This is a genomic window from Cocleimonas sp. KMM 6892 (genome assembly GCF_035798195.1).
In the GTDB taxonomy this organism is placed as follows: domain Bacteria; phylum Pseudomonadota; class Gammaproteobacteria; order Thiotrichales; family Thiotrichaceae; genus Cocleimonas; species Cocleimonas flava.
Map to the genome: position 1 here is coordinate 132,463 of NZ_JAPFBV010000001.1, position 13,440 is coordinate 145,902.

The following is a 13,440-nucleotide window of genomic DNA, read 5'->3' on the forward strand; positions in this document are numbered from 1 at the left end:
ATTATTTATGACAATAATTAGAATCGATAATAACAATGTAAATTAAAATCTCAATGTATTTCTTGAGTTATTAGTATATAAGCTATGTGGCATAAGCTCTGCCACATCTCACAAGCCGCACATTTATACCAGCGCGCATAACAAGTTTCAACTCAAACTATCAAAAAATATAAATTAAATAGATTGATTTAAGAATACCTGCCCAAAAACACGATAATATGCTTTCAGACAGGAATAAAACAGTGATTTACACGTTAATGAGCGCGCGACTCTTCTTCCTGATCAGGATTGTTTTGAGACTGGGTAGACTGATCTACATCGTCTTCAAGATCATCTTCTTCGTCAATTTCTTCTGGCATCGACTCTAATGCGATCTCTAAAACTTCATCTATCCACTTTACTGGCTTAATGCTCAAACCTTTTTTGACATTATCCGGAACATCAGCCAAATCTTTTTCATTTTCAGCAGGGATTAAAACAGTCGTTATACCACCACGATGCGCAGCTAATAACTTCTCTTTTAAACCACCAATAGGAAGCACTTCTCCACGTAAAGTAATTTCACCTGTCATCGCTACTTCTGCTTTTACCGGAATTCCTGTCATAGAAGAAACAATGGCAGTTACCATACCGACACCAGCACTTGGACCATCCTTAGGTGTTGCCCCTTCCGGAACATGTATATGCACATTCTTTTTCTTCAAGAACTTTTGTGTAATACCTAAATGACGAGAGCGACTTTTTACAACTGTCTCAGCTGCCTGGATAGATTCCTGCATTACTTTACCAAGACTACCCGTGCTCTTGACATGACCATTACCGGAAACAACCACAGATTCAATAGTGAGTAACTCACCGCCAACAGAAGTCCATGCAAGTCCAGTTACCTGACCCACCTGATTCTTCTTATCTGCTTTACCGTAATCGAAGCGTTGCACACCTAAGTATTTAGAGATATTTCTTCCCGTAACAGATGTTTTCGTTTTCTTACCAAGTAAATGCTCACGAATAACTTTGCGACAGATTTTAGATACTTCTCTTTCCAGACTACGAACACCAGCCTCACGGGTATAATGACGAATGATAGATAAAATTGCTGAGTCACTTATTGTAACCTCACCTTTTTCAACACCATTATCTTTAAATTGCTTAGGCACAAGGTAATTCTTGGCAATATTCAGTTTTTCGTCTTCCGTATAACCTGGAATACGAATTATCTCCATTCTATCAAGCAACGGACCTGGAATATTCATACTGTTAGATGTAGCAACAAACATTACGTCAGAGAGGTCAAAATCCACTTCAAGATAATGATCGGCAAAAGAATTATTTTGCTCAGGATCAAGCACCTCTAACATGGCAGACGCAGGGTCACCACGAAAATCGGTAGCCATCTTGTCGATTTCATCCAATAAGAACAGTGGATTACGTGTTTTAACTCGCGATAAATTCTGAATGATTTTACCTGGCAACGCACCTATATAAGTACGTCTATGACCACGTATTTCAGCCTCATCTCTCACGCCACCTAACGCCATACGCGTATAGTTACGACCTGTAGCTTTAGCCAAAGACTTGCCAAGAGATGTTTTACCAACACCAGGAGGACCAACCAAACACATGATAGGGCCTTTTAGCTTCTTAACTCTTTGCTGTACCGCAAGGTATTCAACGATTCTCTCTTTAACTTCGTCTAAACCATAGTGGTCTTCATCAAGCACTTTCTGTGCCTTAGCAAGGTCTTTACAAATCTTAGACTTTTTACTCCATGGTAAACCAACCATCCAATCGATATAGTTTCTTACCACTGTCGCTTCTGCTGACATTGGAGACATCATCTTCAATTTTTTCAGTTCTTCTTCAGCTTTTTCTTTAGCTTCTTTAGGCATCTTCGCTTTTTCAAGCTTTTCTGCCAATTGCTCTAGCTCATTTGATGGAGCATCGTCCAAGTCACCCAATTCTTTCTGGATAGCTTTCATTTGCTCATTCAGGTAATACTCGCGCTGACTGCGATCCATCTGTTGCTTTACGCGACCACGAATTCGCTTTTCAACCTGAAGAAGATCAATCTCCCCTTCTACCAAACTAACCAGATGCTCTAAACGCTCTTTAACTGACGTAATCTCAAGAATCTTCTGCTTATCTGTAACCTTTAATCCAAGATGCGCAGCAATAGCATCAGACAAGCGATCTGGCTCATCAATACCGGACAAAGATGACAAGATTTCAGGCGGAACTTTCTTATTTAAATTTACGTATTTGTCGAACAAATTAACAAGAGCTCGACTTAATAATTCTGTTTTTCTTTTATCAAAACTATCGTCTACAGGAATAACATCAATATCTGCAGTAAAGTATTCGCCTTCGATATCCATAGACGCAATTTTTACACGCTCCACACCCTCTACGAGAACCTTCAAAGTGCCATCAGGCAACTTTAGAAGCTGCAAGATTGTAGCCAAAGTTCCTACTTCGAAAATATCATCTGGGCCGGGCTCATCTACTTCTGCACTCTTCTGCGCAACAAGTAAAATTTGTTTATTGTTTTCCATTGCCTCATCAAGAGAACGAATAGACTTCTCTCTTCCAACAAATAATGGAATAACCATATGTGGGTAAACAACTACGTCTCTTAGAGTGAGAACAGGTATACCCTTAATATTCTTTTCAGCATTCGCTGTATTATTTTCTTTTTCAGTAGCCATTTTAGCCTCTTTTTTAAGCACCTCTGTATAATCACAGAAGTCTAATAGTTAGATTGGGACGCTTTAGAAAAAAATCAATACTTATATAAAATAAAGCCCCGCTAGTTTTCACTGCGAGGCTTTATTGAACATCTAATAAACAACTAACAGCTGTTGTTACTTCATTTAGATGATGATGCTTTCTTTTTGACGTCTTTACTTTCGTAAATAAGATACGGCTGAGATTCCCCGTTTACAACCGATTCATCAATAACAACTTTTGTCACATCTTTTTCTGAAGGAAGATCATACATAGTATCCAATAATATTTTTTCCATTATTGAACGTAACCCACGAGCGCCTGTCTTTCTTTCCATTGCCTTTTTGGCAATAGCATGTAGCGCATCGTCACGGAAATCTATCTCTGCCCCTTCCATATCGAATAGCTTTGTATACTGCTTAGTTAAAGCATTTTTTGGCTCAGTTAATATTCTCACAAGAGCATCTTCATTTAGCTCTTCAAGAGTAGCGATTACTGGCAAACGACCAACAAACTCAGGTATTAAACCGTAGCGAACCAGATCTTCTGCTTCAATTTCTTTGATAACATCACCAAAAGCTCGATCATCATCAGGCGCTTTAACTTCAGCCGAGAAACCAATACCACCTTTAGATGTTCTATCAAGAACCACTTTATCCAAACCAGAGAAAGCACCACCACATATAAACAGAATATTCTTAGTATCTACCTGCAAAAATTCTTGCTGTGGATGCTTGCGACCACCTTGCGGAGGAACAGAAGCAACAGTACCTTCAATAAGTTTCAAAAGCGCTTGCTGAACACCTTCACCCGAAACATCACGAGTAATCGATGGATTGTCAGATTTACGTGAAATCTTATCAATTTCATCAATGTAGACTATACCTGTTTCTGCTTTAGCCACATCGTAATCACATTTCTGTAAAAGCTTCTGAATGATATTTTCAACATCTTCGCCCACATAACCCGCTTCGGTTAATGTAGTAGCATCAGCCATAGTAAATGGAACATTCAACATTCTAGCCAAAGTTTCAGCTAACAATGTTTTACCACTACCTGTTGGACCAATTAATAGGATATTACTTTTAGACAACTCGATATCATCTTTTGATGAATTACTTTCCAGTCGTTTATAGTGATTGTATACCGCAACAGACAATACGCGCTTTGCAGCATTTTGATCGATGACATAATCATTTAAGAAATCATTAATTTCTTTAGGGATTGGAAGACTTCTCTTCTCACCTTCATCTTTTTCTTGCAACTCTTCAGTGATAATGTCGTTACATAAATCTACACATTCATCACAGATAAATACTGAAGGACCAGCAATTAATTTTCTAACTTCATGCTGACTCTTTCCACAAAAAGAACAATAAAGTAACTTGCCGTCACCTTTGCCATTTTGCCCATCTTTCTTATCTTTGCTCATTGACGAAAAACCTCAATTTTACTTTTCCCCTAATACCAACCCTAAAGTTAATCCTTATCCACTCAAAAGTACAGTAAGAACAGATAAAGTCGGTTAATTATTTTATAGGCGAATAGTTGATATTCAACAATAAAAAAAGCCTGATGATTCAGGCTTTTAATAAAATTCTAGTCTATTTGAATAGCTTTACTTGCTTCTGCTATCTAATACATCATCAATCAGACCGTAAGCTTTAGCCGCTTGCGAATCCATAAAATTATCTCGATCTGTATCTTTCTCAATAGTCTTCAAACTTTGACCCGTATGATGAGCCAAAACAGAATTTAACTCTTTACGGATCTTAAGAATTTCTTTTGCATGGATATCGATATCAGAAGCCTGACCTTGAAAACCACCTAGAGGCTGATGAATCATCACTCTAGAATGAGGCAAAGCAAAACGCTTACCTTTTGCGCCACCGGCTAACAATACAGCACCCATACTAGCAGCTTGACCAACACACAATGTACTCACATCAGGCTTGATAAATTGCATGGTATCGTAAATCGCCATTCCAGCAGTAACAACTCCGCCCGGCGAATTTATATACATATGGATGTCTTTTTCAGAATTATCAGCTTCAAGAAACAGAAGCTGAGCCATTACTGAAGTTGACATGTAATCTTCAACCTGACCAACAACAAAAATCACTCTTTCTTTCAGCATGCGCGAAAGAATATCTGAACCTCTTTCCTGACCACGCACGGTTTCAGTAACACCCGGCATTGGCAAGATACCATTTACACCGAGCATTTCATCTTGAAAACGAGTATTTGACATATTATTTCCTTTAAACATTGATTATATTATTTTTAAAGTAAAAACAATTAAGCCTGAGCGTTCATAAGATCTGTAAATTTAACAGTCTCTTCTTCTACCTTAGCCTTATCTAACACCCAATCTACGATCATTTCTTCCATAACCGCAGCTTCGATAGTTTGCATTGCCTGCTGATCACTTCGATAGTATTCGATTAATGCCTGTGGATCTTCATAGCTTGCAGCTAAAGAATTCAACATATCATCAACACGCGCCTGATCTTTTTCTAGTTTGTTCTTAGTGATAACCTCACCAACAATCAATCCTAGCTTTACACGGCGTGCAGCTTGATCTTTAAACATATCATCAGGTAAAGATGACATATCAGCACCTTGAGAATTCTGTTCCATCTCGCTACGTACTTGCTTGATTTCATCTTCAACTAAAGATGTAGGCAGATCAATTTCATGCAAGTCGTGCAAACCTTCCATTACAGACTGTTTGATTCGACTTTTAATACGCTGCTCAACTTCACGCTGCATATTAGATTTGATTTCAGCCTTGAAGCTCTTGCTTGTTCCATCTTCTACGCCAAACTTTTTGATGAAGTCCTCATCAACTTTTGGTAACGAAGGAGCACTTACTGTCTTAACATTCAATGTGAACTGCGCAGTCTTGCCTTTAAGGTTTTCTGCTGGATACTCTTCAGGAAATGTAACATCAGCTTCTTTTTCAGAACCTGGCTTCATTCCGGTTAGTGCATCTTCAAAGTCTTGAAGCATACGGCCCGCGCCAAGCTCAACAGAGAAGTCTTGAGCAGCTCCGCCCTCAAACTCTTCACCATCAATTTTTCCGTTAAAGTCGACAACCAGAAGATCACCTTCTTTAGCAGCGCGTTTAACTTCTTTCCACTCTTGCTGTTGTTTACGCAATGTTTCGATCATTTCATCAACATCAGCAGCAGCTAATTTTACAACTGGCTTAGTCACAGTCATTTTTGAAATATCGCCGATTTCGAATTCAGGATAGATATCAAAAGTTGCAGTGTACTCGAGGTCTTTACCAGGCTCTAAAGTAGTCGCATCAATTTTAGGCATTCCAGCTACTCTTAGCTTTTCCTGCTCTGCGGCTTCATAAAAAGTAGACTGAAAAATCTCACCAACAACTTCTTGATAAACAGAATCACCGTATTGTTGACTAACAACACTCATTGGCACTTTTCCAGGACGGAAGCCATCGATCTTGACTCTACCGCGCATAGACTTAAGACGTTTATCTACTTCCCCGTCAACGCGCTCTGCTGGCACAGTTATTGATAATTTACGTTCGATATTTCCGGTAGTCTCGACTGAAACCTGCATGCAATAAACCTCATCTCAAGCCACACGAAATGCCCTGAGTTCTTCTTATGGTTGAATAAAAGTTTAATAAAAGCCTGTTATAAAAACAGGCTTATTATAAATAATGGTGCGAAAGGAGAGACTCGAACTCTCACATCCTAAGATACTGGTACCTAAAACCAGCGCGTCTACCAATTCCGCCACTCTCGCAAAAAGAAAGCGATTATACAGTGCATTTCAATGCTTGTATAACCTGAATAAAGAAAAAAGCGCGATTAAAACAAAACTACTTCTTTTCTTTAATTTAAAAAAATCTGGGGTGGGTAATGGGACTCGAACCCACGACGACCGGCATCACAAGCCGGGGCTCTACCAACTGAGCTATACCCACCATAAATCCATGGCTAACCACTTAATGGCGCGCCTGGCAGGACTCGAACCTGCAACCTACGGCTTAGAAGGCTGTTGCTCTATCCAGTTGAGCTACAGGCGCAATATTAAAGTCCACCACGTACATCTATTCAATGCTGTAAATTGGTCGGGGTAGAGAGATTCGAACTCCCGACATCCTGCACCCAAAGCAGGCGCGCTACCAGACTGCGCTATACCCCGACACATCGCTATTAAACATAAATAATAGCTACTACCAAAACAGCAGAGCGCGAATGATACGCATCAATATAACCCTCGTCAACCCAATATTTGCAGATATTTTAAGTTTAAATCTTTCTGACATAATTTAATGGGAAAAAACTTGTTTTCATTCTATTTTCTGTTTTAAATATTTTACCTAGATCCCTGCAAACACTCGCTAGAAGCGACCATCTTAAGATAAGCCTGCCTTATTGGTTCATAAACTATATATCATTTGTTTCATCCTGAATTTCTACTTACGATACTTTCCAACAGCCAACAAGGTTTTATTATCGGCATTAAAGCTAATAAACTTCTCGTTTGGCTCTTGTAATGTCGTAAAAAAACACGCTTAATTTACAACTAATAGCAACGTTTAAACATTTATTGGATATCTAGTATGTCGGCTAAAATCATTGACGGAAAAAAAGTTTCTGCAGAAGTAAGAAATGAACTAAAAACAGCAATTGACGCGAGAAACGCTCAAGGTAAACGCCCACCAGGGCTTGCTGTAATTCTTGTAGGTAATGACCCTGCCTCTGAAGTATACGTAGGCCATAAACGCAGAGCATGTAACGAAGTTGGTATTTATTCTCGATCTTACGATTTACCAGAAGAAACCACTCACAACGAACTTGTTTCTCTGATCGACCAACTTAATAAAGACCATTTTATCGATGGCATACTGGTTCAACTCCCATTACCCGACCATTTAGATGCATCGTTAATTATTGAACGCATTGACCCAAGCAAAGATGTTGATGGCTTTCACCCAGTAAATGTAGGGCGTTTAACCTTACGCATACCCGGCCTTCGACCATGCACCCCTTATGGAATAATGAGATTACTCGAATCTATCGACGTAAACCCCAAAGGATTGAATGCTGTTATTGTCGGTGCATCAAACATTGTTGGTAGACCAATGATGTTAGAGCTATTGCTTCAAGGTGCTACTGTCACCGTATGTCACCGCTTTACTAAAAACACACCAGAATTAGTATCTCAAGCTGATCTTGTTGTGGTTGCTGTCGGTAAAGCCGGCCTTGTAAAAGGCGATTGGATAAAACCAGGCGCTGTTGTTATTGATGTTGGTGTTAACCGACTAGAAGATGGAACATTAGCAGGAGACGTAGAATTTGACGTTGCGGCAGAGAAAGCCTCATGGATTACACCTGTTCCCGGTGGTGTTGGCCCTATGACTGTTGCCATGCTAATGAAAAACACATTAACAGCCTGTGAAAAGCACCAGTTTTAAGCATTAAACATAATTAAGCCCCCCCCTACTTTTAGGCACTTTTTTGCCAAAAGCAGGGGGAGTGTGAATCACTCAATCTCTATAAATTACTCAATACTTTTCCGAAACAAAAACCTAAAAGTTTTTAGTGTAAGCAATACCAAATGAATTCTGACTCATACTGATATCTGCCGCAGTAACATCAGTCATTGGATTTGGTCCGACCTGAATAATCGACCCCGGAGAAGCCGGCCCCTGAGCCGTTAAGGTACCATCACCTTTGATTTTATTCTCAAAAGCATGCATGTACTGGAACGTTAAATTAGACGTTTTCGATAGCTTATAGTCCATACCTAAGGTTATGTGATCTTCAACGGTGGCAGGAGCCAAGACATTAAACGCTGTTTCTGTTTCAGGTATCGGAGACTTACCATGGTTATAACCCGCCAAAAGCGTCAATCGGTTATTCAACTGATGCTTAACACCCAATTTGATAATATTCTGATCTTTCCAACCAAAGCCCGCACCGTCGTCATCACCTAGTTTTGGACCTTGCAAATCAGCTGGAGCAACTCCTTGTAATAACTGCCCTTGTAGCTGCGCGGTATTATTCTTATTAGAAATAGAAGCAACGTCGGTATAATTGATATGCGCAAAGTCTAAAGCTATCGTTGTTTTAGATGTAGCTTTAAACGAAAGACCTGCGGTAATCATACTTGGTATATCAAAGCGACCTTGCTCTGCCAATAGACCACTGTAATTATCAAATTTACTCATCTTGGTCTTACCACGATAGGCTAAACCAAGTGTTAATTTATCATTTACCTGACCTTGCCACCCAAGCGAAAGACCTGCACCCGTAGAACCATCGTAGCCATTATTGGAAAGATTACTTGCATCACTACTGAACGGCGCAAAAGAATCTACACCACCTATTTTGATTCGCTGATAAACAAGGTTAAGAGAAGCACCAATACTGTTTTTTTCTCCCAGCTTCATTGACACACTAGGTGCAACAAATAACTGAGAAAAATCGATACCGGTATTATTAGTCTGACTAAAAATGGGACGATCATAAGTCGCATTCATACCACCATTTCCGTAAGCCGCAATCCCTACCGAAAACTTATCGTTTAAATGCTTTTGAAAAGCCACTTCCGGGATGGGGAAGTTGCTATCATCATTTCCATCGAGACTGGCACCTGAAATGGATGGATTAAACTCAGGCGAATCATAACTCGTACCTCGATCAGGAACAAAAATATCCAAACCAGCCGTCCAGTTATTCGCACCGAATGATAATGCTGCTGGATTTGTCGCCATATTCATCGCGTTATCACTACCTGCAACTGCGGTTCCACCCATCGCTTTTTGTATAATACCGAAACCATGCGATGCATAACCATTGGTTGCATTCGCTGAGGTAGACAATAAACATGCCACAGCGACTGAGGTCGCTAGTATTGATTTTTTTAACTGATGCTCCATCGATTCTCTCCTGTTTGTTTTTTATATTTCATCTTTTTTCATTCCCTTACAAAGAGTGTCAGAATTAACCAATACCAACAATACACATTTGTGGATAGGTTTTTTATAGCTAGGTTATTGATTTAACTAATATTATTAAATAATAATATACTTCTACTCCATATATACGTAGATGGTAGCCTTACCCAAGCACCTTTTTTACTTTTTTTACACCCCCCTACTTTGGGGCACTTTTTTATAACAATTATTCTTTTTAATTATTTCAAGTATCAATGAGACCTCAGACCTAGATGCCCCATGAAGAATTATTTACGAATATTTATATCAATAAGCCAGCGATTTTCCAACAAAGTTGTGCATCGATACAAAAGAACAATTAACATACGCCATTTGTACAATTTAACCTAAAGTGCCACTCATGGATTTCACACTCAAACATTCAGATAAATCGAACAACAACCTTGCTAGAAGAGGAGAACTAAACTTCCCTAGGGGAACCGTTCAAACCCCTGCTTTTATGCCCGTAGGAACTTACGGCACAGTAAAGTCAATGAAACCCGAAGAGATTAAAGACCTCGGCGCCGAGATAATACTTGGAAATACGTTTCACTTAATGCTTAGGCCAGGCACTGACATTATCGAAAAGCATGGAGACCTGCACGATTTCATGAACTGGGATAAACCCATCCTTACGGACTCGGGCGGATTTCAGGTATTTTCTCTGGCAAAAATGCGCAAGATTACTGAAGAAGGCGTTCACTTTAGATCACCTGTGAATGGCGACAAGGTATTACTGTCACCAGAAGTATCTATGGATATCCAACGCAAGCTGGGATCTGATATCGTGATGATATTTGACGAATGCACGCCTTATCCTGCGGGCTTGTCTGAAGCACGCGAATCTATGGAATTATCCTTACGCTGGGCTAAACGCAGCAAAGAAGCGCACGCAGACAATCCTTCAGCGTTATTTGGTATAGTGCAAGGCGGCATGCACGCAGAACTCAGAACGACTTCTGCACAAGGCTTACAGGAAATAGGATTCGATGGTTACGCTATCGGAGGACTGTCTGTTGGCGAACCGAAAGATGAAAGAGACCACGTATTAGAGGTAACCACCCCCCTACTTCCAGCCGATAAACCCAGATATTTAATGGGCGTTGGCAAACCTGAGGATATTGTAGAATCAGTCAGGCGTGGTGTAGATATGTTTGATTGCGTGATTCCAACCAGAAATGCGAGAAATGGATTTTTGTTTACACGCTTTGGCGAATTAAAACTTCGCAATAGCAAACATCAAGCTGACACAGGGCCTATCGATCCTGAATGTGGTTGCTACACCTGTCAGAACTATTCTCGTTCTTACCTACGTCATCTGGACAAATGCAGCGAAATGCTCGGTGCGCACCTGAATACGATTCACAACCTGTATTACTATCAGGAACTGATGAGAGGAATACGCGCCGCCATCGAAAACGATAGTTTTGATGCATTCGCTGATGATTTTTATGCACAAAGAGAAAATAAAGAGAACGTCTAATTCTCAGCAGTAACCTCTAATATCACCAAAGTCACCCCCCTACTTTGGGGGCTTTTTTTAATATAAAAAAAGCAGACACAAAAAAGCCGCGAATTTCGCGGCTTTTTTATTACATACTAAAACGAAGTGTTGTTTACATTACACCAAGCTTCTCAAGAGTATCGATAGTCAAACCGCCAGTAGCAAGTCCGTTATCTTTCTGGAATCTTTCAACAGCAGACATTGTGCCACGTCCAACATTACCATCTACAGCACCGGTATAAACACCAGCGTCTTTAAGCGCTTGCTGGATTCTTTTGTTGATATCAGGACCCATGTTCGTCTTACAAAGAACACGACGCCATTCTAAACGCTCGCTAGAAACTTTCGCACGCTTTTCAACAGTGTTGTATTCCGCAGGAATAGTTGTACGAATTTCTTCTGCTTCTGTAGCAACATTACTTACTTTGATTAGCTTGGCAACTGGCTCAACTTTCTCTTCTTCAATTGCAGCAGGTGTATCGATCACTAACTTCTTAACTTTAGTGAACTGAGCTGGAATTTCTTTAAGACAAATCTGGTTTCCAGTATAAGTACCTTCACCATCAACTGCCGCGCCTCTCCATGTGAAGCTTGCATCAGATACTTTGTTCGTTAGAGTAATTTTCTTGTACTCAGCAGGTATCTTAACTTTATCGATGGTTGCATCGCTAACTAGCTTAGATACTTTAACGCCTTTAGCTTCCTCAGGTACTTCAACTAGATCAATTGTAGAAGGAGTCTTAAGAACAGTTTTCTTGATGATCTTGTATTTAGCAGGAACCTGGATCAAACACATGATCTCACCAGTAGAGTTATCAATCTTTGTGATTGGTCCGTCACCCTTCTTCCAAACCGCTTTAGCTGGCTCGATTTCGATTTTTTCTTCGATAGTCTCGTATTCAGCAGGCTTGTAAACTTTCTTCTTGCTTGCTTGCTTAACAACTACAGTCTCTTCAGTTTCTTCGAACTGTGCTGCAGCTACTTTGATTTCTTCTGACTCTTCCTTAACAAGTACTTCTTTTTCAGTCTTTTCGTACTTTGCAGGAACATAGTATTCTTTGAAACACTCACCGATTGCTGCACTAGAAATATCAATACTGTTTGTTTTAGCTGCTGCTAGTAACGCAGGGCTTGCAGGAATACCTTTTTTACCAAGACTTGTAACCCACTCTGTGCTTGCTTTAGCCACTTCAACTTCTTCAAATTCTTCGCGGAATTTAGCAGGAATGACTTTAACTTTAGTGAAACCTTCTTTAGCAATGATTGATTTTTCTGCTTCATCAAAAACAGCTGGCTTAACTTCAACTTTTTCAGATTCTGGCTTGATTAGTACTTGTTCAGTTTTTGTTTCATATTCTGCTGGTACAATTACTTTCGCATAACACTCACCAGGTTTAGCGTCAGGTAAAGTATCTGTAGCATCAATTCTATCTTTTTCTTCTTCGCTATGAGAAGCAGCCATTGTCTGTGTAGCAGGTAGCAAAAGCGCCAATACGGCTGCTGAAGCAAAAGTTTTAGTGAACATTTGAAACTCCTTAATTTTTTTTAACTTTGATGGTTACAAGTTATTCTTGGCTTTAAGCCCACAATATTTTTTCCGAGCCGAATAACAGATTTTGCAAGGATAATCCATTAGTCACTAATGAGCAACCGTCTATCGCCTTATACGCAAAGGTATTGCTCATAATTCAAGTCGATTTTACAGAGTGTTTTACTTGAAAATGACATTAACAAGATTAAAGCAATAATAAAAACAGACGACGCTTAACGATGAAAACTCAGTTTATTTTACGGACGTTATTATTCCGCTAGAATTTTAAAGGCAACACCAACAAGAATGTTGAAATTTACAATCGATAAGCTAAAGAATTTTTTCCCTAATGGATGAATCACATCTACAAAACTGTAGCTTTGGGCAATTTTAAACCCTAAGAAGTTCCGTAAAAAAAATAATTTTTTTACACTACTTCCCTTTTTGTGATAAATCAAACAACTGAAAAAATTCACAGAGGTATTACGCTTACTTTGATTAAATGTGCACTTCACGAATAAACCAAGAAAAATGCGTTAAGCATTATTTGATAACTTAAGAAAACAAAATATTTATTCCAGCTTCAATAATAGGACTAAATAAAGCCTTAAAAACCCAAGGTTATTTATTCTGTAATTTATACATCGTCAACCTAACAGATAACTTCTGTTGATACTTCACAACAGAAATCTAAGAAAA

At 39.4% G+C, this 13,440-nt stretch carries 8 protein-coding genes and 4 tRNA genes; 2 read left to right on the plus strand and 10 right to left on the minus strand.

Annotated features, from left to right (window positions below):
- Positions 1 to 254 precede the first annotated feature (254 nt).
- The 8 genes from lon to OO007_RS00720 all read right to left on the minus strand — a co-directional run bounded on the left by lon (position 255) and on the right by OO007_RS00720 (position 6,906).
- The gene (lon, locus tag OO007_RS00685) at positions 255 to 2,705 is read right to left on the minus strand and encodes an endopeptidase La (protein ID WP_131904121.1); all 2,451 of its coding nucleotides are present in this window, start codon (positions 2,703 to 2,705) and stop codon (positions 255 to 257) included.
- 161 nt (positions 2,706 to 2,866) lie between these two features.
- The gene (gene clpX / locus OO007_RS00690) at positions 2,867 to 4,156 is read right to left on the minus strand and encodes an ATP-dependent Clp protease ATP-binding subunit ClpX (protein ID WP_131904122.1); all 1,290 of its coding nucleotides are present in this window, start codon (positions 4,154 to 4,156) and stop codon (positions 2,867 to 2,869) included.
- A gap of 186 nt (positions 4,157 to 4,342) precedes the next feature.
- The gene (gene clpP / locus OO007_RS00695; RefSeq protein WP_424273794.1) at positions 4,343 to 4,948 is read right to left on the minus strand and encodes an ATP-dependent Clp endopeptidase proteolytic subunit ClpP; all 606 of its coding nucleotides are present in this window, start codon (positions 4,946 to 4,948) and stop codon (positions 4,343 to 4,345) included.
- Positions 4,949 to 5,022: 74 nt separating this feature from the next.
- Entirely contained in the window at positions 5,023 to 6,315 is a 1,293-nt protein-coding gene (tig, locus tag OO007_RS00700; RefSeq protein WP_325807274.1) for a trigger factor, read from the minus strand.
- Positions 6,316 to 6,419: 104 nt separating this feature from the next.
- Positions 6,420 to 6,504 (minus strand) — tRNA-Leu (locus tag OO007_RS00705).
- A 105-nt stretch (positions 6,505 to 6,609) separates the two neighbouring features.
- Positions 6,610 to 6,685: transfer RNA gene (locus OO007_RS00710), tRNA-His, on the minus strand.
- A gap of 25 nt (positions 6,686 to 6,710) precedes the next feature.
- Positions 6,711 to 6,787: transfer RNA gene (locus OO007_RS00715), tRNA-Arg, on the minus strand.
- A 42-nt stretch (positions 6,788 to 6,829) separates the two neighbouring features.
- Positions 6,830 to 6,906: transfer RNA gene (locus OO007_RS00720), tRNA-Pro, on the minus strand.
- Between the two features lie 421 nt (positions 6,907 to 7,327).
- Here OO007_RS00720 and folD point away from each other — a divergent pair.
- Entirely contained in the window at positions 7,328 to 8,182 is an 855-nt protein-coding gene (gene folD, locus OO007_RS00725) for a bifunctional methylenetetrahydrofolate dehydrogenase/methenyltetrahydrofolate cyclohydrolase FolD (protein WP_325807276.1), read from the plus strand.
- A 114-nt stretch (positions 8,183 to 8,296) separates the two neighbouring features.
- On the opposite strand, the gene OO007_RS00730 is transcribed toward folD, so the two are convergent.
- Complete coding sequence (locus tag OO007_RS00730) at positions 8,297 to 9,649, minus strand: OmpP1/FadL family transporter (RefSeq protein ID WP_325807278.1); 1,353 nt, start codon at positions 9,647 to 9,649, stop codon at positions 8,297 to 8,299.
- Between the two features lie 418 nt (positions 9,650 to 10,067).
- Between OO007_RS00730 and tgt the strand changes: the two genes are divergently transcribed.
- Positions 10,068 to 11,189, plus strand: a complete 1,122-nt coding sequence (tgt, locus tag OO007_RS00735; protein ID WP_325807280.1) for a tRNA guanosine(34) transglycosylase Tgt — start codon at positions 10,068 to 10,070, stop codon at positions 11,187 to 11,189.
- A gap of 133 nt (positions 11,190 to 11,322) precedes the next feature.
- On the opposite strand, the gene OO007_RS00740 is transcribed toward tgt, so the two are convergent.
- Positions 11,323 to 12,735: a peptidoglycan-binding domain-containing protein gene (locus tag OO007_RS00740; protein ID WP_131904128.1), complete on the minus strand. Its 1,413-nt coding sequence runs from the start codon at positions 12,733 to 12,735 to the stop codon at positions 11,323 to 11,325.
- Between the last annotated feature and the right edge of the window lie 705 nt (positions 12,736 to 13,440).

Excerpts from the sequence above, each read along its gene's own strand:
- OO007_RS00730 (WP_325807278.1), bottom strand. The coding sequence starts at position 9,649 with ATGGAGCATCAGTTAAAAAAATCAATACTAGCGACCTCAGTCGCTGTG.
- lon (WP_131904121.1), bottom strand. The coding sequence starts at position 2,705 with ATGGCTACTGAAAAAGAAAATAATACAGCGAATGCTGAAAAGAATATT.
- OO007_RS00740 (WP_131904128.1), bottom strand. The coding sequence starts at position 12,735 with ATGTTCACTAAAACTTTTGCTTCAGCAGCCGTATTGGCGCTTTTGCTA.
- clpP (WP_424273794.1), bottom strand. The coding sequence starts at position 4,948 with ATGCTCGGTGTAAATGGTATCTTGCCAATGCCGGGTGTTACTGAAACC.
- folD (WP_325807276.1), top strand. The coding sequence starts at position 7,328 with ATGTCGGCTAAAATCATTGACGGAAAAAAAGTTTCTGCAGAAGTAAGA.
- tig (WP_325807274.1), bottom strand. The coding sequence starts at position 6,315 with ATGCAGGTTTCAGTCGAGACTACCGGAAATATCGAACGTAAATTATCA.
- tgt (WP_325807280.1), top strand. The coding sequence starts at position 10,068 with ATGGATTTCACACTCAAACATTCAGATAAATCGAACAACAACCTTGCT.
- clpX (WP_131904122.1), bottom strand. The coding sequence starts at position 4,156 with ATGAGCAAAGATAAGAAAGATGGGCAAAATGGCAAAGGTGACGGCAAG.